Origin of the sequence: Flavobacterium sp. UBA7680 (assembly GCF_002482975.1) — a bacterium.
Lineage (GTDB): Bacteria > Bacteroidota > Bacteroidia > Flavobacteriales > Flavobacteriaceae > Flavobacterium.
This window is the reverse complement of sequence record NZ_DLHA01000059.1, coordinates 1-23,208: the sequence shown is the minus strand read 5'-3', so window position 1 is coordinate 23,208 and position 23,208 is coordinate 1. Positions and strand designations below refer to the sequence as shown.

Sequence of the window (23,208 nt, the reverse complement as noted above, 5' to 3'; positions counted from 1 at the left end):
CAGAGTTACAAAGGCACAAGGGTTTTTCTCTTCAAACCTAATTGTCATCCTGAGCGTAGTCGAAGGCTTATGGAAACGTAAATCCTATTTTTTGGAATTTGGAATTTAAAAATTGGAATTTTAATAAGGAGCAATTTCCTGCTGTCCGCTATATCTTTTACGCCGAACCCCGGCGCAAAAGGATGCCGCTTCCATCAGGGCTAGGACACTCGTTTTCATAAGAAGATTTTAGTGAAATATAAATAGATAAAGTCGTTTCAAAACTTCAAATAAAAAAACAATTAATCCAAATCCTGCAATAATATAAACTCTCCAACTTCGCATTTTAGTAATTGAATTCATTTCTAAACCTTCTTCTTCTAGTTTTTTAGATTCTTTTATATCTCCTGATCTAATCCACCAAATTAAAAAACCACAAAAGATGATTCCAGCAATTATCTTTAAAATATTTTCGTCTTGTATATATTTCATTTATTTGAATATTCACTTTTGTAAAAATAACGTTTTATATTTACCATGCAGATATGATTTAGTTTCTTTCTAGTCCTTTTTTAAACAATTAACATATAATATTTTTCTTACTTTTAAAATATTTTTTTGATATCTTTACAATCCTAAACACAAAGAAACATGATATCAAAAAAGCTTTTGCCCGTGCGGTATGGTGGCGGTATTGGAAACAACTGCAACGCACTTTGTGGCGTAGGACACCTTAGCTGTGCGGGTTCTTTTCCTAAACACAAAGATTATGAATGTAAACACAATTTCAAAAGAAACTCAAATCAGGCTTTTGAATTTTTTCAACGACAGAATTGAACCTGAAGAAATGGCTAAAACACTAAGGCAAGTAAATTTTACACTTGCATTAGGCGTTATGAGCGAACACGAAGAACTTCAAAACGAAATCACCAAACTAAGAGATAGTTTTTACTGGCTCAATGAATTAGCTGAAACTTTAAATCCTTATTTGGATTTGGAGTAGGATTTAAAAAGCAAAACCTCGATTTAAAATCGAGGTTTTCTCTTTTAGTAATTGATAAACTTTGTGGGCACGAGCGGGACGCTCGCGCTAGCAGAGAGATTCTTGATTCTTGAAAACTAATTTAAGACGCTAGCGCGAGCGTCCCGCTCGTGCCCGCAAAGTATTTCCAGCATTAGATAAAAAACAAATGAGCAGAAAATATAAATTTGGAGAAAAAACTGGAGCATATTTTATCAGTTTCGCTACAGTTTATTGGATAGATGTATTTACAAGAGAAGAATATTTTGGAGCAATCATTGAATCTCTAGATTATTGTCGCAAACATAAATCAATGGAAATTTATGGATATTGTATAATGCCAAGTCATATTCATTTAATTTTTAGATCAGGAAGTGAAGATCCTTCGGGATTGATAAGAGACTTTAAAGGATTTACTTCTAAAAAACTGCTTAAAACAATCGAAGAAAATCCTCAAGAAAGTAGAAAAGAATGGATATTATGGATGTTTGAAAAAGCTAGAAAGAAAAATAGTAATGTAAAATTCAGGCAGTTTTGGCAGCAAAATAATCAACCTATAGAAATTTGGTCTCTAAAAGTTTTTGAGCAAAAGCTAAACTATATTCATAACAATCCTCTTGAAACTGGTTTTGTTACTAATCCGATAGATTGGAAATACAGTTCTGCAAGAAACTATGGAAATAATGATCAGACTGTTTTAGAAATTGATATTAATTGATGTTCTGTGCGGGCACGAGCGGGACGCTCGCGCTAGCGGAGTAGAAATTAAAATAGTATAAAAACAGAAAATCTTGATTTTTAAAATCAAGATTTTCTGTTTTTATCTTTTCAGAGGCTAGCGCGAGCATCTTGCTCGTGAACACAAAGTTGAAATTAAGTTTTCTTTTATTTAAAATACAAAATCTTTAAATCAGACAAAACATTGTTTACCCACGCTCTTTTAAAAAGCTTTCAAAATTTAATTCTTTATAAGGAATTTCAATTTTAAGCCAATGCAATTTTTCTTCATTTTTTATCCATTCATTAAAAATTGTATTTGCATTATTATCCTTATACCAATAAACTCCTTTATTCAGAATCAAATCTTCTAAAAGTATTTCATCAATACGATAAATATCTGCATCAGAACTAATTAACTCAAGCATGCTTCTTTCAAAATTCAGAACTCTTTCATAATACAATTTATGATTTAAAAATTGACTATATTTAATAGATAGCCAAATGAAGTTAACTTTTCCTTCAAAATAAATGGTAATCTCTTCGTTTGCTATATTCCCTTCAAAAACGTTAAATTCAAATCCTTCATCTGAATCCATTTTATAAAAGAAAGTGTTTCCAAATTTTTCAATATTATACTTAATAATATCATATAATTCAGAATCATTTTTATTTATTTTATACAATATTAAATGCATAATTTAGATTTAAAAAGTTCAATAATTCTCTTCACGATATAATAGCACCGCTAATTTTATGGCTAAAAGCAAAACTCTTAATTAAATTTAAAGATTCATTTATAAACTCTTTCTCTTTTTCAAGAACTTCTTCGTTATTGTTTTGGAAATCAAGAAGAATTAAATTTTCTTTGAAATCAGAAACATAAATATTTACATTTCGTTTAAAAATACTTACAATTTCATTTTCCTCTTCAAGAGTAAATTTCTCTTTTACTTCAAATTTGATGCTCAGATCAGGGAAATTATTGAAATTTAAATCCAATTCAAATGGGTCATTTGAACTTGTATGCTTTTTCGGCTTTTTATATTTTATATATTTCTTTAATTCTTCTGTTGGAAAATCTGAACAAAAGAAAAAATCAATTTTCCCTTCAACATCCTGCTTATGGATTTCGAGCTTTTCCTCAAAAAAATCAGATTTCCAGCAAATGGTTAAACTTCTGGTACGAGAATCTGGGCTGATAATTTCTGCATTACCAAAAACATAATTATCCTTTTCCCTTATCTCTATTTCTTCCATTCCTAAAAATAAATTATAGAAATATTTCTCAAAAAGATTTTCATAATCGAGGTTCTTGATAAATCGTTCGCCCAACTGCTTTGATAATTCCTTTTTAAAACTTTCTGAAAACCCGTATTGTTCTTGATTATAATAAGAAACCCAATTTTCCATTTGATCTTATTTTGATGAATTCCTGTTGCTCTAATCCTTCCCCCAAATCCTAGTATTCAAATCCAGTTCATGAACAATATCATGCATGAATCTCACAATCGAAAGATCGCCGGAAAGTAAATCTGGATCTAAAAGCGAAGAATGAATAGGCGCTTCAAAATAATTTTCGGACAACGGAAAAGCAATATACATTTTAGAATGAATAAACGAAACCGAAATCGTTTCGTCGCATTTGCCGTTTAAATCCAGAATTCTTTCCATCATGGCAGGCGTTAAAATATATCGTGCTTCAATTTGGTTACTCGAATAGGTTACAAATTTATTGCTGAAATCGATGTTTTCTAATTCGATAACATCGGTGTTTCCAAAACTAAAAACATTTTTAGAAAACCAGGAACCAAAAGCTTCTCCAAAACCTTTTGGACGAACAACAGTCGAAACATTGAAATTTTTATTGAAATCGGCTACAAAAACAATTCCTTTAAAAATGGTATGCCATTGTGTACGGGTTCCGTTTTTTGTGCTTGTTTCGGTTTTGTATTCGGCGTGAACTTCGGCAAACCAAAAAGAAGTTTTATCGTTTGTTCCGCTTATTAAATCCTGTGTTTTATAACGATCAGATTCGGTTGTAAAAAGCTCAGAACTTCTAAACTCATATTCCGGAAGTCCGCTTCGAGGCGTTATCGTTAAACTTTCATTGATATTCTTCAATGCAGATCCTACAACATTGGTTTTATAAGCCATTTTGTATTTCTTAACATCGTCACCAATTCTAAAATGCATTACGATGCCAGTAATGGCAGAAACGGCAAATCCCAGAAAACCTAAAGTCGGAAACCTGATCAATAAACCAATTACCATAAATACAATGGCAAGACCAAATAAAATGTAGGTGGTTTTATAGGTTTCGGCAATTTTTTTTCTCTCAACTTCTAATGCATTCAAAACCTCCTGCAAGGCTGAATTGTTACTAATTCCTGAATCCATTAATTATTGAAAAGTTCTTTTGCACTAATATTTTTACGTTCTTCTTCTGGCGTTGCTAAAACATCAATTTTAGTATAATTCAGCATTCCAGCAAACAAATTTCCCGGGAACATCATAATAGCGTTATTGTAACTTGTAACCGAAGCATTATAAGTTCTTCTCGCAGCCGCGATTTGTTCTTCACTTTCTGTCCAAGTGTTTTGTAAGTTTAAGAAATTTGTGTTGGCTTTTAAGTCCGGATAATTTTCAACCGTTACCATTAAACCTTTTACAGCTGTGCTAAGTTCAGTATCTAAACTTGCTTTTTCGGCTTCGGTTAAAGAACCTGAAGTTGCTCTTGAACGAAGTTCTACGATTTTAGTTAAAGTACTTTGTTCGTAATTGGTATATTGTTTTACAATCTCAACTAAATTCGGAATCAAATCAAAACGTTTTTTCAGCATTACATCAATAGAAGAAAAAGCATTCGTAACCTGGTTTCTTTTTTCGATAAGGGAATTGTAAATGAACACTCCAATTATGATGAAAACAAAAAGAATAACAACAACAATCATGGTTTATTTTTTTAATTGGTTTGAAGCAAATATATAAAAACGGGAATAAGTTTTTCTTTTATTTTTCAATTACAGTCAGGCTTCATAATTAATTCTCGTATAAACGCAAAAAAAGCCCAACCGAATAGTTGAGCTTTTTATACATAAATTCTATAATTTTATTTCTTCTCTTTCAACAGCTTTTCCAATTTCTCTTTTGTTTCTGGAATTTCTTTTAGAATTAAAGCTTTTTTAAAAGTTTCTATCGCTTTTGCTTTATCACCTTTTTCAAGATATAAATCGCCAAGAGAATCATAACAATTGGCACTTTCAGGATAGTTGGTCGTATTAAGTTTAAACAAGGTCTCAGCTTTTGCTAATTGTTTAGCTCCCATCATTTGGTAACCCAAATTATTAATTTGGTTTTCGCCCGGCTTTACAACATAGCCCATGTTTTCAGAGACATTTTTGTAGTGCGCTACCAAAAGTGAATCTAATTTAAAATCAGGATTTTTTAATTCGCTGTCGTAAATTTTAAGTTTATAGAACTCAAAAATAAATCGAAGTGCATCATATTCACCAATCAAACGTACTGAAGGATGATTGTCATCTTCATAAAATTTATATTTAAAACGCAATTGGTTCTTTTTATTTTTAGACAAATCTTTAATAAATTCTAAATTGCTTCGAAGAAGCGCTGTCGTTTGGGTTGTATCTTTTTGAACACTTAATGTATCAACACCTTTTTCTAAACGATTTGCCATTGCCATATACAATGTTTTTCCTTTGTAATTTTGAGTCGGTAAAATCGTTTTGGCGTCTTTTACCACTTTTTGGTGATCCCACCACAACGAAGCGTCAAGAGAAACATACGAATTAAATAAATTCGGATTATGCAAAAAAGTATTCATAACTGTTAAGCCTCCAAGCGAGTGACCAATAAACGTTTTATAAGATGCAGTTGGATAATTGGAATCAATATACGGAATCAATTCTTTCTCGACATATGACATAAATTTTTCGCCGCCGCCCACAATTTCAGGTAATTCTTTATCTGTACCTATTGTTAAATCAACCAATCTGTTTTTGTGCAGAATACCAACCACAATCATTGGCGGACAAAGATTCGATTCCGCCATATGTTCTGTAATGCTCACAACGGTGTTGAAATTTTCACTTCCGTCTAATAAATAAATTACAGGATAATTTCCTCTGTCTTTGATTTTATTTCCACCGTTACTACTCGGAATATGAATCCAAACTTTACGCTCTTTTCCTAATATTTTGGAAGATATCGTTTCTTCAAATCCATTTACAAAAGGGCTGTTTTCCTGAGCTGTGACAAAAAAAGAGAGTAGTAGAAAAGTAATGTAGTAAAAAAATGATTTCATAATTTAAGTTTGATTGTTTTGAATTGATGACTAAAATTCAACAAAGTGTTTTTGAGGAATTTCGAAGGCAAACTTAACCAATTAATTGTACAATTTTTTCTGCATTTTTAATCATTATTCATTTAGCTGTCCTTTTTCGGAATAGTGAATTTTACAAATAAAAAAACCCTTTTTCACTATATTTATATCTAAAATAATCTGATTTTAGCGTTACCAAATAAAAAACTTCCTTAAAACTTCATTTTAATGAATAAAAATATAAGCGCTCTTTATGAAATTGCTCAAAAAGAAACCCGAAAAATAATCGGTTTAATGTCAGGAACTTCGCTCGACGGACTCGATTTGGCTCTTTGTGCAATTTCTGGCGAAGGCGAAAACACGGTTGTGAAAATCGAACAATTTGAAACTATTGATTACAGCGAAGACATTAAAACCGAAATCAGAAAAGTGTTTGCTAAAAAAACAATTGATTTTCAGCATTTGGTTTTACTTAATGAATGGATTGCAGATTTGCACGCAGGAATGATAAACGATTGTCTTTCAAAATGGAATATTTCCGCAAATGAAGTCGATCTAATCGCGTCACACGGACAAACAGTTCTACATGCGCCAAAGTTTTTACATCAACAGGAAAAATTTCCAAATGCAACTTTACAAATTGGCGACGGCGATCATATTGCGGTAAAAACCGGAATTATCACTTTATCTGATTTCAGACAAAAACACGTCGCAGCAGGCGGCGAAGGTGCACCTCTTGCGGTTTATGGCGATTATTTGTTATTCAGCAAAAAAGGCGAAAACCGAATTATGCTCAACATGGGCGGAATCGCAAATTTCACTTATTTACCGGCTTCTCAAAACACCGAAGAGGTTTTTGTAACCGATACCGGAACTGCAAATACTTTAATTGATATTTTCACCAAACAGTTTTTCCCTGAAAAAAGTTACGACAAAGATGCCGAAATCGCTAAAAGCGGAACTATAAACCAAAAACTTTTAAGCGAATTAAAAAGCAATGCTTTCTTTCAAAAAAGTTTCCCTAAAACGATTGGTCAGGAATTATTTAACCACGAATTTGTGAACTCAGCTTTGGTGAAATTAGGTTTAGAAAACATTTCGGCACCAGATTTGCTTGCGACTTTAACACGCCTTAGCGCCGAGACAATTGCCGAAGCGGTTTTGTTTGTTGTACAAAATACTAAAACCCCAATCGAAGAGTTTACAGTTTATATGTCTGGCGGAGGCGCACGAAATCCGTTATTGGTGAGCTGGTTACAGGAATTATTGCCTTGTAAATTTGAGAAAAGCGATATTCTCGGAATTTCAGGCGATGCCAAAGAAGCCGTTTTGTTTGCTGTTTTAGCTAATGAAACCGTGGCGGGAGGAAATTATAATTTTGGATCTAAAAAAGGAATTCCATCCGTAACAATGGGAAAAATTTCCTTTCCAGATTAAATAAATAAGTTTGCCACAGATTAGAAGGATTAAAAAGATTAATCCAAATAATCCTTTTTAATCTGTGGCTATAAAAAAAGATTACCACGAATTACACGAATTATCACGAATTATTTTTTAATACTTTGAGAATAAAAAATTGGTGGAAATTTGTGTAATTCGTGGCAAAAAAACATTTAAAATAAAATTTAGCAGAATTCATTGAATTCCTAGCAAAACAAACTATTTTTGGTTCTTGTTAAAATTAAAGATTAAAATGCATAAAAATCAGCACTTACTATACTCAATCATACTTTTATTTTTCTTTGGATTAAAATCTAACTCACAAGAAAAAATAATGCATCCTAAAAATGAATTTAGAGGTGTGTGGATTGCGACTGTAGTAAATATTGACTGGCCAAAAACAGCCACAGATAATGTTGAAAAAGAAAAAGCTGATTATTTAGAAATTTTAGACACCTATAAAGAATTAAACTACAATGCTGTTATCGTTCAGATAAGAAGCGTTGGTGATGCTTTTTATCCTTCAGAATTTGCGCCTTGGTCTAGATTCCTGACAGGAAAAGAAGGCGTAGCTCCAAATCCGTATTATGATACTTTGGCGTGGATGATTGAAGAAGCGCATAACAGAGGTTTTGAATTTCACGCTTGGCTGAATCCGTATCGTGCGACTTTCGATTTAAATAAAAACCTTTTAAGTCCAAATCACGACGTTTTTAAACATCCGGAATGGATGATTGAATACGGCGGAAAATATTATTACGATCCTGCATTGCCAGAAGTTCAGTCACATTTAACAAAAGTCGTGAAAGAAGTCGTTGATAAATACGATATCGATGCGATTCATTTTGATGATTATTTTTATCCATATGCCGTTCCCGGAAAAGTTTTTAACGACTCCGCTTCGTACAAAAAATACGGCGCAGGATTAAGCCTTCCTGATTGGCGTCGTGCGAACGTGAGCAACTTTGTGCATACAATTTCTACAACTATAAAAGAAAGTAAACCGTGGGTTCAATTCGGAATCAGTCCGTTTGGAGTTTGGCGAAATAAATCGGTTGATCCAAAAGGTTCAGAAACACAGTCAACCGCAAATTACGACGATTTATATGCCGATCCTGTTTTATGGATGGATCAAAAATGGATCGATTATATCTTGCCTCAATTGTATTGGAGCATGTATAATCCAAGAGCTTCTTATTCAAAATTAGTAAAATGGTGGGCAGAAAATTCTAATAATACGGCTGTTTACATTGGTCACGCTTCTTATAAAATTAGAGCCGACGGTGATAAAAGCTGGAATTATGTAAGCGAAATCCCAACCCAGATTGATTTTGCCAGAAGCACTAAAAATGTTTCCGGAAGTGCATATTTCAGCGCAAAATGGTTCATGAACAAAAACTTAGATCTTGTTCGTCTTCTGGAAGACAACCAATATCGATATCCTGCGCTTCCTGCCGCGGTTCCAAATTTGAAACGTATTATTATTGATACACCAGTCATTACAGATTTTGCAAAAGACACTGTAAATTATTCTTTCAGTATCAAAAATCCGTTGAATACGAAAGTGCGTTATATTGTAATTTATGGCGGAGAACATGTTTCGAAAGTAAATACAGCTGATGCCTCAAAAATAATTGACAAAGTAAGAGCTGTTGAAAAAGACGGCTTTATATCATTTTCTATTCCTGCAGAAAAAATCGATATGTATAAAGCTTGTGCTGTAACATTTATTGATTATTTTGCGAACGAAAGCACCCCAACTGCTGCCGACTTAAAAAAGAATTTTAAAATCTATTCACCTGCTCAGCCTAATGAAAACAGATAATAAACCCTGGTTCTGGATTCCACTTCTTAATTTTGCGTCTGGATTGCCTTACGCCGTAATTATCTCGGTTTCGGTAATTATGTACAAAAATTTAGGTATTTCAAATGAAGATATTGGCGTTTACACCAGTTTATTATACTTACCGTGGGTTATAAAACCTCTTTGGAGTCCTTTTATTGAATTAAACGGAACCAAAAGAAAATGGTTTTTATCGATGCAGTTATTGATTTCAATTGCCTTTTTATTAGTCGGATTTACGATTCCAACCAATGGATTTTTCATGATGACATTAGCAATTTTCTGGGTTGCCGCTTTTGCTTCTGCTTCAAATGATATTGCGAGCGATGGCTTTTATTTATTGGTTTTACCAGAAAATCAGCAGTCTTTTTTCCTTGGAATCAGAAGTACTTTCTATAGACTTTCAATGCTTGCAGGAAACGGATTAATTGTGCTTTTAGCAGGATATTTAGAACAAAAATATGGTGATAATACCAAAGCTTGGTCCTATACAATGATTGGCGTTGGTTTATTAATGACTTTTATAACGATTTATAATTTTGTTTTTACTCCAAGAAATGAAATAAATGTTGTAGCTCATAATAAAGACCATCATCAAAATTTCGGTTCTATATTTGCCAGTTTCTTCAAGAAAAAACAAATCGGTTTAGTTTTAGCTTTTATTCTGGTTTTCAGATTAGGAGAATCGCAATTGCTTAAAATGTTAAGTCCATTTTTATTAGACGGAAAAGAAGTTGGCGGGATGAGCCTAACTACTGAATCTGTTGGGATTATTTATGGAACTTTAGGAATTTTTGCTTTAACAATTGGCGGAATTTTGGGCGGAATTGCCATTTCTAAACATGGTCTTACCAAATGGATGCTTCCTATGTTTTTGGCTATGCATCTGCCAATTCTTGGTTTTATTGGACTTGCTCATTTTCAGCCCGAAGCAATTTTTCATCTTCACATAAATCTTTACTTTTTCGAAATAAATTCTCCATTAAATCTGTATACTTGTATTACCGTAATTTTGGAACAATTTGGATATGGTTTTGGATTTACAGGTTTTATGATGTTTTTAATTCATGTTGCCGAAGGAGAATCAAAAACAGCACATTATGCACTTGCAACCGGATTTATGGCATTAGGAATGATGCTTCCGGGAATGTTGAGCGGTTTTATACAACAATTTTTAGGCTATCAAAACTTTTTTATATGGGTTTTTATAGCGACAATTCCAGGTCTTATTTTATCACGTTTTTTAATTTTCCCGAAAGATTTTGGGAAAAAATCTGAAGAAGTTTAACCCCAAATCAAACTCTTACTTATGGAAATCAATGAAAATTTGCAGGCCGAACGCAACTTAAAAGGAGCTGAGTTCGAAAAAACCGGAAATCTTGAAAAAGCAATTGAATTATATGAGGAAAATGTCGCAGAAAGCTTTAAAGGAAATCATCCTTACGATAGATTAGCAACAATCTACAAAAACCAAAACGATCTTGACAATGAAATCAGGGTTTTAGAAAAAGCTATTGTGGTTTATGAAGAAATCACAATCGAAGACCGACTGGAAGGTTTGCCAAAACTTTTCCGTTTTAAAAACCGATTGGATAAAGCAATTGAAACTAAAAAGCAATTAGCTAAACAAAAAAAGGCAAAATTGAAATAAAATACCGATCTCTAAACCTGCAGTGAAAAGATGAAAACAAAGATTTGCATAATAACATTGTTTATGGTGCTGCTATTATCTTGTGGACATAATAATGAAAAGAAAAATAAACTGCCGGAAAAGAAACAACCTGTTACAAAAACATTTGAGCAAAAAGAAAAAGAACGTTTAGAGAAAAAAGCCGAAATTGAAAAACAGGAAAAGATAGATAGTTTAAAATTAGATAAAATTCTATTTAATGCTTTGAAAATTGCCACTCAGGAAATTAACCAAAAGAAATTCCAAAAGAAATACAAAGTTAGACCTGATAATGAATATGACGTTGAAGTTGAAATAAATATAGATTGCTATTTTGCAAAAAACAATCCTCATCTCATTATCCGAAGGTTAGAGCCAAATAATGTATATATCGATATTTATTCGAAAAATGGAAACAAATTCGTAAAAGTTCTTTCTCATAAAGAGTGGGCTATGACTTATGAAAATGACACAATAAAAGACATTAATGGTGACGGCTTAAAAGATTTTGTTGTTAATTGGTATGGCGCAACTGGATGCTGCCTAAAAGCCTTCAGTAATATTTATTTGTTTAGAAAGGATAAAAAAACATTTTCGAAAGATTTTGAATTCATAAATCCTACTTTTTCTCCTAAAGAAAAAATAATACGAGGAGTTGAATATGGTCATCCTGGACATACAGCAATTTATAAATATAAATGGAACGGTGAAGCAGTCGATACTTTAGAATATGTTTACTATGAAACTGACAAAGAAGACAGAAAAACCGGGAAAATAATTATTTCAAAAAAAGAAGCTTACAGTAAAAATAAAAAAGACATAAGAATATTAAATTCAATACCTGTTGAATACAAAAACATTGAAGGTTTCGATTGGTTTACAGGAAAAGGTTATGAATAAAGAAAATTATAAAACAAGAAGATGATTAACTTAAAGCGAACTAATTCAGATGATCCCGATTTTATAAAGCTGGTGGCTTTATTAGATCAGGATTTAGCGATTAGAGACGGAGAAGATCATGCGTTTTACAATCAGTTTAATAAAACTGACAAAATAAAACATACGATTGTTTATTATGAGAATGATGTTCCTGTTGGCTGCGGCGCTTTTCGCGAAAAAGAAAGCGACAAGACCGAAATCAAACGAATGTATGTTCATCCTGATTTTCGCAAAAAAGGGATCGCTTCAAAAGTTTTAGCCGAATTAGAAATTTGGGCTAAAGAAGCTGGCTATACTTATACTATTCTCGAAACTGGGAAAAATCAGCCCGAAGCCATAAATTTGTACCAAAAATTAGGTTACACAATCATTCCAAATTATCCGCCTTACGAAAAGATGGATAACAGCGTCTGCATGAAAAAGACTTTATAATAATGAAAATTACAGCCGAAGCATTACGACAAAGAATAGGACAATTCTTTTTTCCTGCCGTTTTTATAAACGATACCGAAGAAAATATTCAGGAAACCGAACGTTTAATAAAAGAGCACAATATTGGCGGACTGACCTTTTTTCACAGTCGTGCGAGCGCTGCAACCAATTATGAAAGCAAGAAAAAAGTTGTTTTTAATGATGACAGTTATCAAAAAATAAAAGAACTTATTGTTCGTTATCAAAAAGTCGCTTCTACTCCACTTTTAATCAGTATTGATGCCGAATGGGGATTGGCAATGCGTATCGAAAAAACACCGCAATATCCGTATGCAATTACACTTGGCGCTTTGCCGGAAAACAAATCTGATTTAGTTTTTGAAGTTGGAAAACAAATAGGTTTAGATTTAAAAGCTGCCGGAATTCAGTATAATTTATCGCCTTTGGCAGACATCAACAATAATCCAAATAATCCTGTTATTGGATATCGTTCCTTTGGTGAAAACAAAGAAAAAGTAGCCAATTTTTCGGTTGAATATTTAAACGGAATGTCTGAAGTTGGCGTTTTAGGCTGTCTGAAACACTTTCCCGGACACGGAAATACCAATGTCGATTCGCATTTAGGATTACCCGTTTTAAAGGAAACTCTGGAAGAATTATTAGAAAACGAATTATATCCGTTCATTAAAGGAATCGAAAATAATGTCGATTCGATTATGATTGGACATTTGGCAGTTCCGAGTTTAAATGATGGAAAAGATACATCGGCAACATTATCAAAAGCTGTGATTCAGGATCTTTTACGAGACAAATTAGGTTATGATGGTTTGGTAATTTCTGATGCTTTAAATATGCACAGCGTTTCAAAATTATACGAAACCAAAGGTCAGCTGGAATGGGAAGCTTTTAATGCCGGAAATGATATTTTATGCTTCGCCGAAAATGTTCCCGAAGGAATTGAAGCTATCTTTAGAAATGCATCTCCAGATCGTATTTTCAAAAGCCATAGCCGAATCATGAAAGCTAAAGAAAAAGCAGGAATTCTTTCTGGAAATACCGCTGCTTCGGGCGAATTAAATTTCAAAAAAGCATCCGAATTAAATCTGAAAATTGCTCAAAATGCTATTACAACTATTGTTGATAATTCAAATTTAGAATTAGCATTTGAATCTCAGAAAAAAAATAAATTAGCTAAACTGAGTTTATATAAAAATACCGAAAATACATTCTTTAAAACTTTAAATTCAGAATTAAAATCTCCGGAATTTTCTTTTGAAAATTTAGAAGTTTCGGATATTTCTGCAATCAAAAAACAATTAGAAAATTTCGAAACTATTTTGATTTCATTGTTTGTTCCAAAGGCAAAACCTGCGAATAATTTCGAAATTAACGATGAAGTTTTAGAACTGCTTTCTGATTTACTTCAAACCAAAAAATGCATTGTTTACGTTTTCGGAAATCCGTATGCTTTACCAATAATTCCGAATCTAAAAAAGGCTTTAGGATTAGTTGAGGCATATCAGGATTTTGAAGAGTTTCAAAAAACAGCAGCAATTCAATTTTTAGATAAAATTTCTTCAAAAGGAATTCTTCCAGTAAATATTGATATCCAATAAGTTAAAAAGTTAAATAGTCAAAATTTATCAACTTATAAATTTTTATAATCACATCTTATTGTAAGAATCTGTACTTATCGCCTACTTTTGCACCAGAAATAAATTTTTAACGTTAAAACGAAAAATATGTCTTTAGTAGGAAAAAAATTCCCAAGTATTGCAGTAGATGCTATCTCAGAAATGGGTGATAATTTAAAAATCAACATTTTTGAAGAAGCAGTAAACAACAACAAAAAAGTATTATTGTTTTGGTACCCAAAAGATTTCACTTTTGTTTGCCCAACTGAATTACACGCCTTTCAAGCTGCATTACCAGAATTTGAGCAAAGAAATACTATCGTAATTGGTGCTTCTTGTGATACAAACGAAGTTCACTTTGCTTGGTTAAATACTCCAAAAAACAATGGTGGAATCGAAGGTGTTACTTACCCAATCTTAGCTGATACAAACCGTAACTTAGCTAACATTTTAGGTATTCTTGATATCGAATCTACAAGCTACAGCGAAGATACTGATTCAGTTATCATCGAAGGTTCAAACGTAACTTACAGAGCTACTTACCTTATTGACGAAACTGGAAAAATCTTCCACGAAAGTGTAAACGATATGCCATTAGGACGTAACGTAAACGAATACTTAAGAATGGTTGACGCTTACACTCACATCCAGACTAAAGGTGAAGTTTGTCCTGCAAACTGGGAAGCTGGTAAAGAAGCTATGTCTGCAGACAGAGTTAGTACTGCTGAATACTTAAGCGCTAATTAAGCTGCTAAGATACTAAGGTTCTAAGATGCTAAGTTTTTTAACTTAACTTTTGAATCTTATATATAATTCTACAATAAAAGTCAAGAGATTCTAAGATTAAACTTAGATCTTAGAATCTCAACGACTTAAAAAAACATCAAATAAATCCACACAAAGTTATTCGGTTCGAGAGCAAACTTAGCATCTTAGAACCTTAGCAACTTAGTGTCTTAAAAATAAAAACTATGTTAATCGACTTAAACGAAGATACGTTAGCAGATTTAGTTGCTAAAAACGAAAAAGTAGTAGTACAATATTCAGCATCATGGTGTGGAAACTGCCGTATTATGAAACCAAAATTCAAAAAATTAGCAACAGAAAATGAAGCTATCACTTTTGTTTTGGTTGATGCAGAAAATTCTCCTGAATCAAGAAAATTAGCTAATGTGAGCAACCTGCCTACATTTGCAACTTTCGTAAACGGACAATTAGTTGGAGAAACTCAAACTAATAAACAAGAAGTTTTAATCGACCTTGTAAACGCAATTGCTTAAATTTAGATTAGTTAGACTTACTTAGATTTTTAGACTTCTTAGATGTTGTCTAAATTTTAAAAAAGTCTAAGAAATCTAGAAATGTCTAAAAATCTAAGAAATCTAAACATGAAATTACCAGTAATAAAGCAATTAACGCAGTTCATCGAAGAAAACGATCAGGATTATATCATTGAAACGATTGAAGTTCTTGAAGCTATGACCGAAATTCCTTCTCTTAAAGACGAAGAATTAGATGTAATTGGCGAATTGATTTCGAATATGTACGGTGCTCTTGAAGTACACAAAATGGTTTCTCAGGGAACTGATAAAAAAGAAGCTTTAAACGCGTTCATGAAACGTGTTTTAGGTTCGATCGATAAATAATATCGGCCTCTTTTTCAAATAAAAAACAAAAAAACATGACTGAGAAAGCGTTTCTGAAAAGAGACGCTTTTTTTTGTTGTGGCAAATGGCACACGGATGATACGGATTCACTTCGTGAAGTCGCGGATCTAAACGGATTTTTTTTGTTTCATACTGAATGATAATGATAAAGAGAAATAAATCCGTTTAGATCTGCGTTTTTGCGTAAGCAAATCCGTATCATCTGCGTTCAATCTATACAGAAACCGAGATAAAAATTCACCTCCTTAATCTCACCTTAAACCCTTAACAAATACTTTTAGATTCAAATATTAATCCTTACTTTTGAACCTCATTAAAAAAAATTATCATGGCTTCAATAACATTAGGAGGAAATCCAGTTCATACATCAGGCGAATTACCAGCAGTTGGTTCTAAACTTGCTGATTTTAAATTAGTACAAAATGATTTATCAGTTGCTTCTTTAAGCAATTTCGCTGGTAAAAAATTAGTTTTAAATATTTTCCCAAGTGTTGATACAGGAACTTGCGCGGCATCTGTTAGAAAATTCAACCAAAGTGCTAGCGGATTAGAAAATACTACTGTTTTATGTATTTCAAGAGATTTACCTTTCGCTCAAAAACGTTTTTGTGGTGCCGAAGGTTTAGAAAATGTAGTAAACTTATCTGATTTTCAAACAGGATCTTTTGGTAAAGCAAACGGTTTAGAAATCACTGACGGACCTTTAGCAGGTTTACACTCAAGAGTTATTATTGTTGTTGATGCAAATGGAACAATTACTCATACAGAACAAGTTGCTGAAATTGCAAACGAACCAAATTACGAAGCAGCTTTAGCAGCACTATAATATTTTCCACTAAATGGAGTTTCAAAAAGATAATACCTTTGTTACAGGTCGCTTAAAAAGTGTAACTTATGCTTTTAAAGGGGCTGTAAAACTGATAAAAACAGAACACAGCGTTATGGTACAATTCTCACTGGGAATTGTGATGACTATTGCCGGGTTCTATTTTCATATATCACAAACTGAATGGCTATGTCAAACCTTAGCCATTGGTTTGGTTTTAAGCATTGAAGGATTAAATACGGCTGTTGAAAAAATCGCCGATTTTATCCACCCCGATTACAGCAGACGAATTGGGTTTATTAAAGATATTGCTGCAGGAGCGGTATTTTTTGCCGCGATGACAGCAATAGCGATTGGTTTGATAATTTATATTCCAAAATTTATATAGGCGGAACGCAAGAATGGCAAAAACAAAAAAAGAAACTGTAGACAAAAAAACCGAATCAAAAGTCGCCAGCATTAGATCCTGGTCATTATCCAAACAACAAAAATTTGTTTTGGGATGCCTTTTGGTACTCTTTTCTATTGCATTATTAGTTGCATTTATTTCGTTTTATGTCAACGGACAATGGCAGACAGACCAAAGTGCTGTTAGTCAGCTTGGAGACCGTGAAGAAGTGGTGCAAAACTGGCTCGGAAAATTCGGGGCTTTTCTTGCAGACTTAATTGTATACCGAGGTTTCGGTCTTGCCTCTTTTATAATTGTTCGTTTATTCTTTTTAACCGGATTATTTCTGGCATTAGAACTTTCGACCAAAAAATTAAAAAACACTTGGTTTTGGGATTTATTCGCCATTATCGTTGTTTCTATTTTATTTGGTTTTTTTGCTACTTCGGCACCAGAACTTGGTGGAACAATTGGTTATGAATTAAATCTTTTCCTTCAGGATTACATCGGGAAAACCGGAACTCTATTAACCTTACTTTTTGGATTAATCGTTTATTTGATTTTCAAAATAAAAGTATCTCCGGAAAAAATTCAGTCTTATTTTGATTCCACTAAAAATGAATTAAAATCAGAATTAAATTCTATCAAAAAACCTCAACAAGATTTAGAACCTGAAAGTGCCTATAATTTAGAAGAATTTGCGATTGAAGAAGATCCGGAACTGGATAATATTCATTTAAAGACAGATGATTCTAAATTCGAAATCAACAAAGAAGCTTTAAAACCAACTATTAATCATTCATCAGAAATTGAATTAAATCCGATTTTAAAACCAATTCAGCCAAAACAAGAACTTCCATTAGTTTCTCCTGATGAAGCGTTTGTAATTGAAAAGGCCGAAGAAGAAGATATTATCGAAGAAAATCTTGCTTCTCGCCTTGTTGCAGATTTCGGATTATTTGATCCAACTTTGGATTTATCCAATTATAAATTCCCAACTATCGATTTATTAAAAGAATATTCGACTGGCGGAATTACTATTAATCAGGAAGAATTAGAAGAAAACAAAAATAAAATTGTAGATACACTTCGTAACTACAAAATTGAAATTGCACAAATTAAAGCAACCGTTGGTCCATCGGTAACTTTATATGAAATTGTACCGGAAGCCGGAATCAGAATTTCTAAAATTAAGAGTTTAGAAGATGATATTGCTTTGTCATTATCAGCTTTAGGAATACGTATTATTGCACCAATTCCTGGAAAAGGAACAATTGGTATTGAGGTTCCTAATAAGAACCCTACTATGGTTTCGATGAAAAGTGTGATTGGATCGGCTAAATTTCAAGAAGCTGAAATGGAACTTCCAATCGCTTTAGGAAAAACTATTTCGAATGAAACTTTTGTTGTCGATCTTGCCAAAATGCCTCACTTATTAATGGCGGGTGCAACAGGACAAGGAAAATCGGTTGGATTAAATGCGGTTTTAACTTCGCTTTTATACAAAAAACATCCGGCAGAAGTAAAATTCGTTTTGGTCGATCCGAAAAAAGTAGAACTTACGCTTTTCAATAAAATAGAAAGACATTATTTAGCGAAACTTCCAGATACAGAAGATGCTATTATTACTGATAATGCAAAAGTGGTCAATACTTTGAACTCACTTTGTACCGAAATGGACAATCGTTATTCTTTATTAAAAGATGCAATGGTTCGTAATATTAAAGAGTACAACGAGAAATTCAAAGCAAGAAAATTAAATCCAGAGGCCGGACACCGATTTTTACCTTATATCGTTTTGGTTGTCGATGAGTTCGCCGATTTGATTATGACCGCTGGAAAAGAAGTCGAAGTTCCGATTGCTCGTTTGGCTCAGCTGGCCCGTGCTATTGGGATTCACTTAATTATTGCAACACAAAGACCTTCTGTAAACGTTATTACAGGTTTAATTAAAGCCAATTTCCCTGCGAGAATTGCATTTAGGGTAACTTCAAAAATTGACTCGAGAACAATTTTAGATACTCAGGGAGCTGACCAGTTAATTGGACGTGGAGATTTGCTATACACAAATGGAAATGACGTAACGCGTGTGCAATGTGCTTTTATAGACACGCCAGAGGTTGAAAAAATTACAGATTTTATTGGTTCGCAAAAGGCGTATGCCACAGCATATTTGCTTCCAGAGTTTGTTGGAGAAGAAACTGGCATTAATCTTGATATGGATATTTCCGAAAGAGATACCTTATTTAGAGAAGCTGCAGAGATTATTGTTAATGCACAGCAAGGTTCTGCTTCTTTACTGCAAAGAAAATTAAAATTAGGTTACAACAGAGCCGGTCGTTTGATCGATCAGCTGGAAGCAGCGGGAATTGTTGGCCCATTTGAAGGCAGTAAAGCAAGAAGCGTGAACATTTTAGACTTAAGTGCTCTTGATCAATTCTTTAATAATGAACAAAATTAATCCAATCATGAGAACAAACATTCAGGAAATCAAAAACAATTCTATCACTAACATGACTAAAAAGTGTTTTCAAATGGCAGTTATCTTGCTTTTGAGCTTCACTTCTATTCAAGCTCAGGATAAAAAAGCCAAAGATTTATTGAACGAAGTGACTGCTAAAATAAAAAGCTACGATAATATTGTTATTGATTTTAAATATTCTCTAAACAATGCAAAAGAGAATATAAATCAGGACAGTAAAGGAAATGTAACCATGAAAGGAAATCAATATGTATTGAATTTTATGGGCGTTACTAAAATTTTTGACGGACAAAAAACATACACAATTGTTCCTGAAGACGAAGAAGTTACAGTTTCTAAAGTAAATGAAAAGGATGATAATGCCATCACGCCTTCAAAAATGCTTACTTTCTTTAATTCTGGTTATAAATACAATATGGATATTGTACAAAATGTAAAAGGAAGAAAGATTCAATACATTAAATTAGTACCAACTACTGGAAAAGATCAAAGAAAAGAAATTCTTTTAGGTATTGACGTTCAGACAAAACACATCTATAATTTGATTGAAACTGGAAAAAACGGAACAAAAACAACTTTAACCGTTAATTCTTTTAAAACCAATCAGCCATTATCAAAAAATCAATTTACCTTTGTAGCGAGTAAATACCCGAAATACTACATCAATAAATTAGATTAATCAGAAGGTTGAAAATACTAGACAAATACTTATTAAAAACATTCTTAGTTACATTTACTACTGTATTTGTAATCCTTTTTTTCATATTCATACTTCAAACAGTATGGCTATTTATATCAGAACTAGCAGGTAAAGATCTCGACTTAATATTGGTCGTGAAATTCCTGCTTTTTTCTATGCCCCGTATTATCCCGCTGGTTTTACCACTTTCGGTTCTTTTGGCTTCCATCATGACTTTCGGAAATTTAGCCGAGAATTATGAATTTGCTGCCATGAAATCTTCTGGAATCTCGCTTCAAAGAGCAATGCGGGTTTTAATTATTTTTATTTTCGTTTTGAGTATTGTAGCGTTTTGGTTTGCCAATAATGTTATTCCTTTTGCCGAATATAAGTTTGTGAACTTCCGTAAAAACATTGCACAGGCAAAACCGGCCATGGCTATTGCCGAAGGTCAGTTTAATGATGTTGGGACGTACAACATTAAAGTCAACAAAAAATCTGGCGAGAACGGAAATATTCTTACTGGTGTTACTATTCACGAAAAGGCTAACAATTTTGGAGAAAACAAAACGGTTATTAAAGCTAAAGACGGAGAATTAATCAGTAATGAAAAATCAAGTATTTTAAAACTGGTTTTAAATGATGGTTATTACTATCAGGATGTTACTCCAAAAAAATACGAAGAGCGCTCTAAACTTCCCTTTATAAAAGGAGCTTTTAAAAAGCATATCATCAACATCGATTTATCTGAATTAAATAAAGTTGACGACAGTAAAGAAAGTATTGCCGGTACAAATGCAATGCTTAATGTTAATGAATTACGTTATACTTTAGATTCATTAAACAAAAATCTGGATAATGAAATTATCTCATTTTCTGAGAATATAAATCAACGTGTTGGATTTAGAAGATCAGGTACTATGGTTACTGATAAAGCGAAAAAGAAAAAGACTTTACCAAGTGATCTTTTGTCTTTGTATAACAATAAAGAAAAAGTTGATGTTTTAAAAATGGCGAGCAGCAATGTTACCAGCAACGTTTTCTCTATCGAATCTACCCAAAAAGATTTAAAAGACAAACAGCGAGAAATAAACAAACACTTAACGGCTTTGTATGAAAAGTTTGTTATTGCTTTTGCGTGCTTTTTAATGTTCTTTATTGGCGCACCTCTAGGAGCTATTATTAGAAAAGGCGGACTTGGTTTACCAATTGTTTTTGCGGTATTAATTTTTATTACCTTCCATTTCATCAATACTTTTGGAAAAAGATTATCGCAGGAAGGCGGAATGACTCCTTTTATGGGTTCATGGATGTCGTCGTTCATTCTTTCTCCATTAGCAATATTATTAACCTATCGTGCTACAAATGATAACGGATTAATTAATTTTGATGCAATAACGCCCCCAATATCACAATTATTTCAAAAAATTTCCGAGCGGTTTTCACCAGCTCAAAACAAACAATAATTATGTCAACAAAAATTCAACTTAATACCATTGAAGAAGCTATAGAAGATATTCGTCAAGGTAAAGTAATCATTGTAGTTGATGATGAAGATCGTGAAAATGAAGGTGACTTTTTAGCTGCTGCCGAAAAAGTTACTCCTGATATGATCAATTTCATGGCTACTCACGGACGTGGATTAATCTGTACACCACTTACAGAAAGCCGTTGCAAGGAACTTGATTTACGTGCCATGGTTACTAATAATACAGATCATATGGAAACTGCTTTTACGGTTTCTGTTGATTTAAAAGGAAATGGCGTTACAACTGGAATTTCTGCCGCTGACAGATCTAAGACAGTACAAGCATTAGTTGACCCAAATACAAAACCGCATGATTTAGCACGCCCAGGACATATTTTTCCTTTGATCGCTAAACAAGGAGGTGTTTTAAGAAGAACAGGACATACTGAAGCTGCAATTGATTTTGCAAGATTAGCAGGATTTAAACCTGCAGGTGTTATCTGCGAAATTTTGAATGAAGACGGAACAATGTCTCGTTTGCCTGAACTTATAAAAGTGGCTAAGAAATTTGATTTGAAATTAGTTTCGATTGAAGATTTAGTTGCTTACAGAATGCAACATGATAGTCTTATTATTAAAAAAGAAGATTTTGATATTGAAACCCGTTTTGGAACTTTTAGATTAAGAGCTTACGAGCAGACTACAAATAAACAAATTCATATTGCTTTAACTAAAGGAACATGGAATTCCGGAGAACCTATTTTGACCAGAATTCACTCTTCTCAGGTTAATAATGACTTATTAGGAACATTAACTAATAATGCAGAACAGCAATTAGACGATATGTTTAAGGTTATTAATGAAAACGGAAAAGGTGCTGTTATCTTTATTAATCAGGATATGACAGCTGTGAATTTATTAAACAGAATTTCTGAACTTAAAACATTACAAGCTACAGGAACCTTAAAAGCTCCAAAAGTTATCATAGACAGTAAAGATTACGGAATTGGGGCTCAAATCCTTCACGATATTGATATTTCTAAGATTAGACTGGTTTCGAACACTGAACAAACAAAACGTGTCGGAATGATTGGATATGGCCTTGAAATCACTGAATACGTAACTTATTAATCTTTATGGGCACATTAGAAGAAAGAATTTTAAAATCTGAAACACATATTTTCAAAGCAGTTTTCCCGAGTACAACAAATCATTATGATACTTTATTTGGAGGAACTGCGCTTCATTTAATGGACGAAGTGGCTTTTATTTGTGCTACTCGTTTCAGCCGTAAAAAAGTAGTTACAATTTCTACAGGTCAAATTGATTTCAAAAAGGCGATTCCGGCAGGAACTTTAATTGAATTGGTTGCAAAAGTTGTAAGCGTGGGAAGAACAAGCTGTAAAATTCACGTCGATATTTTTATGGAACAAATGTATTCTGAGCTTCGCGAAACGGTAGTTTCAGGAACTTTTTCGTTTGTTGCTGTTGATGAAAATAAGAAACCAACGCCAATTTTAGACAATTTGGATTAATTTTTTCAAAAATCCATTTTTCGTAAATACTGATAACTAGACACTTGTAAATTATTTAAAAAAAGTTTAAAAAAAAGTTTTCAGAACCGAAAAACCGTCTTATATTTGCACCCGCAATCAGGCAATGATAGCGACATACTGGAGAAA

25 protein-coding genes are annotated in these 23,208 nt (G+C 32.9%); 19 read left to right on the top strand and 6 right to left on the bottom strand.

Annotated features, from left to right (window positions below; genetic code table 11):
• Positions 1-228: 228 nt before the first annotated feature.
• A complete protein-coding gene (locus B3C18_RS25220; RefSeq protein ID WP_291153452.1) occupies positions 229-471 on the bottom strand; it encodes a hypothetical protein in 243 nt (80 codons plus the stop codon).
• A gap of 277 nt (positions 472-748) precedes the next feature.
• Between B3C18_RS25220 and B3C18_RS25215 the strand changes: the two genes are divergently transcribed.
• Together B3C18_RS25215 and B3C18_RS25210 are read left to right on the top strand one after the other, a co-directional pair.
• Entirely contained in the window at positions 749-982 is a 234-nt protein-coding gene (locus tag B3C18_RS25215; RefSeq protein WP_291153449.1) for a hypothetical protein, read from the top strand.
• A gap of 187 nt (positions 983-1,169) precedes the next feature.
• Complete coding sequence (locus tag B3C18_RS25210) at positions 1,170-1,718, top strand: REP-associated tyrosine transposase (RefSeq protein WP_291153447.1); 549 nt, start codon at positions 1,170-1,172, stop codon at positions 1,716-1,718.
• A gap of 208 nt (positions 1,719-1,926) precedes the next feature.
• On the opposite strand, the gene B3C18_RS25205 is transcribed toward B3C18_RS25210, so the two are convergent.
• The 5 genes from B3C18_RS25205 to B3C18_RS25185 all read right to left on the bottom strand — a co-directional run bounded on the left by B3C18_RS25205 (position 1,927) and on the right by B3C18_RS25185 (position 6,041).
• On the bottom strand, positions 1,927-2,415 hold the full coding sequence (locus B3C18_RS25205; protein ID WP_291153444.1) for a hypothetical protein: 489 nt from the start codon (positions 2,413-2,415) through the stop codon (positions 1,927-1,929).
• Between the two features lie 31 nt (positions 2,416-2,446).
• Positions 2,447-3,130, bottom strand: coding sequence for a hypothetical protein (locus tag B3C18_RS25200; protein WP_291153441.1), 684 nt, complete (start codon positions 3,128-3,130; stop codon positions 2,447-2,449).
• A 30-nt stretch (positions 3,131-3,160) separates the two neighbouring features.
• Complete coding sequence (locus B3C18_RS25195; protein WP_291153438.1) at positions 3,161-4,117, bottom strand: DUF3137 domain-containing protein; 957 nt, start codon at positions 4,115-4,117, stop codon at positions 3,161-3,163.
• A complete protein-coding gene (locus tag B3C18_RS25190) occupies positions 4,117-4,671 on the bottom strand; it encodes a LemA family protein (protein ID WP_291153436.1) in 555 nt (184 codons plus the stop codon). The genes B3C18_RS25195 and B3C18_RS25190 overlap by 1 nt, the downstream gene beginning before the upstream one ends.
• A 158-nt stretch (positions 4,672-4,829) precedes the next feature.
• Entirely contained in the window at positions 4,830-6,041 is a 1,212-nt protein-coding gene (locus B3C18_RS25185; protein WP_291153434.1) for an alpha/beta hydrolase-fold protein, read from the bottom strand.
• A 246-nt stretch (positions 6,042-6,287) separates the two neighbouring features.
• Here B3C18_RS25185 and B3C18_RS25180 point away from each other — a divergent pair, with 246 nt between their 5' ends.
• From B3C18_RS25180 to B3C18_RS25100, 17 genes are all read left to right on the top strand, one after another.
• Positions 6,288-7,496 carry an anhydro-N-acetylmuramic acid kinase gene (locus B3C18_RS25180; RefSeq protein ID WP_291153432.1) on the top strand — a complete coding sequence of 403 codons (1,209 nt, stop codon included), beginning with the start codon at positions 6,288-6,290 and terminating at the stop codon, positions 7,494-7,496.
• A gap of 256 nt (positions 7,497-7,752) precedes the next feature.
• Positions 7,753-9,324 (top strand): glycoside hydrolase family 10 protein, encoded by a 1,572-nt coding sequence (locus B3C18_RS25175; RefSeq protein ID WP_291153429.1) that lies wholly within the window; start codon positions 7,753-7,755, stop codon positions 9,322-9,324.
• Positions 9,311-10,630, top strand: coding sequence for an MFS transporter (locus B3C18_RS25170; RefSeq protein ID WP_291153426.1), 1,320 nt, complete (start codon positions 9,311-9,313; stop codon positions 10,628-10,630). The genes B3C18_RS25175 and B3C18_RS25170 overlap by 14 nt, the downstream gene beginning before the upstream one ends.
• 21 nt (positions 10,631-10,651) lie before the next feature.
• Positions 10,652-10,993, top strand: a complete 342-nt coding sequence (locus B3C18_RS25165; RefSeq protein ID WP_053471121.1) for a hypothetical protein — start codon at positions 10,652-10,654, stop codon at positions 10,991-10,993.
• A gap of 30 nt (positions 10,994-11,023) precedes the next feature.
• Entirely contained in the window at positions 11,024-11,911 is an 888-nt protein-coding gene (locus tag B3C18_RS25160; protein ID WP_291153423.1) for an XAC2610-related protein, read from the top strand.
• A gap of 21 nt (positions 11,912-11,932) precedes the next feature.
• Positions 11,933-12,382, top strand: a complete 450-nt coding sequence (locus tag B3C18_RS25155) for a GNAT family N-acetyltransferase (RefSeq protein WP_291153421.1) — start codon at positions 11,933-11,935, stop codon at positions 12,380-12,382.
• Between the two features lie 2 nt (positions 12,383-12,384).
• Entirely contained in the window at positions 12,385-13,998 is a 1,614-nt protein-coding gene (locus B3C18_RS25150; RefSeq protein ID WP_291153419.1) for a glycoside hydrolase family 3 protein, read from the top strand.
• A 126-nt stretch (positions 13,999-14,124) separates the two neighbouring features.
• Entirely contained in the window at positions 14,125-14,763 is a 639-nt protein-coding gene (locus tag B3C18_RS25145) for a peroxiredoxin (protein ID WP_057119327.1), read from the top strand.
• A 224-nt stretch (positions 14,764-14,987) separates the two neighbouring features.
• The gene (locus B3C18_RS25140) at positions 14,988-15,296 is read left to right on the top strand and encodes a thioredoxin family protein (protein WP_007805605.1); all 309 of its coding nucleotides are present in this window, start codon (positions 14,988-14,990) and stop codon (positions 15,294-15,296) included.
• 108 nt (positions 15,297-15,404) lie between these two features.
• Complete coding sequence (locus B3C18_RS25135) at positions 15,405-15,662, top strand: DUF6952 family protein (protein WP_042566605.1); 258 nt, start codon at positions 15,405-15,407, stop codon at positions 15,660-15,662.
• Between the two features lie 349 nt (positions 15,663-16,011).
• Entirely contained in the window at positions 16,012-16,509 is a 498-nt protein-coding gene (gene tpx / locus B3C18_RS25130) for a thiol peroxidase (protein WP_056203700.1), read from the top strand.
• Between the two features lie 13 nt (positions 16,510-16,522).
• The gene (locus B3C18_RS25125) at positions 16,523-16,897 is read left to right on the top strand and encodes a diacylglycerol kinase (protein ID WP_073487197.1); all 375 of its coding nucleotides are present in this window, start codon (positions 16,523-16,525) and stop codon (positions 16,895-16,897) included.
• Positions 16,898-16,910: 13 nt separating this feature from the next.
• On the top strand, positions 16,911-19,358 hold the full coding sequence (locus B3C18_RS25120; protein WP_053471128.1) for a DNA translocase FtsK: 2,448 nt from the start codon (positions 16,911-16,913) through the stop codon (positions 19,356-19,358).
• A gap of 7 nt (positions 19,359-19,365) precedes the next feature.
• Positions 19,366-20,058 (top strand): LolA family protein, encoded by a 693-nt coding sequence (locus B3C18_RS25115; RefSeq protein ID WP_082356391.1) that lies wholly within the window; start codon positions 19,366-19,368, stop codon positions 20,056-20,058.
• Positions 20,059-20,066: 8 nt separating this feature from the next.
• Positions 20,067-21,524 carry an LptF/LptG family permease gene (locus B3C18_RS25110; protein WP_291153401.1) on the top strand — a complete coding sequence of 486 codons (1,458 nt, stop codon included), beginning with the start codon at positions 20,067-20,069 and terminating at the stop codon, positions 21,522-21,524.
• Between the two features lie 2 nt (positions 21,525-21,526).
• Positions 21,527-22,657 (top strand): 3,4-dihydroxy-2-butanone-4-phosphate synthase, encoded by a 1,131-nt coding sequence (gene ribB / locus B3C18_RS25105; RefSeq protein ID WP_291153398.1) that lies wholly within the window; start codon positions 21,527-21,529, stop codon positions 22,655-22,657.
• A 5-nt stretch (positions 22,658-22,662) separates the two neighbouring features.
• Positions 22,663-23,061, top strand: a complete 399-nt coding sequence (locus tag B3C18_RS25100) for an acyl-CoA thioesterase (protein ID WP_291153395.1) — start codon at positions 22,663-22,665, stop codon at positions 23,059-23,061.
• The last annotated feature ends 147 nt before the right edge of the window (positions 23,062-23,208 follow it).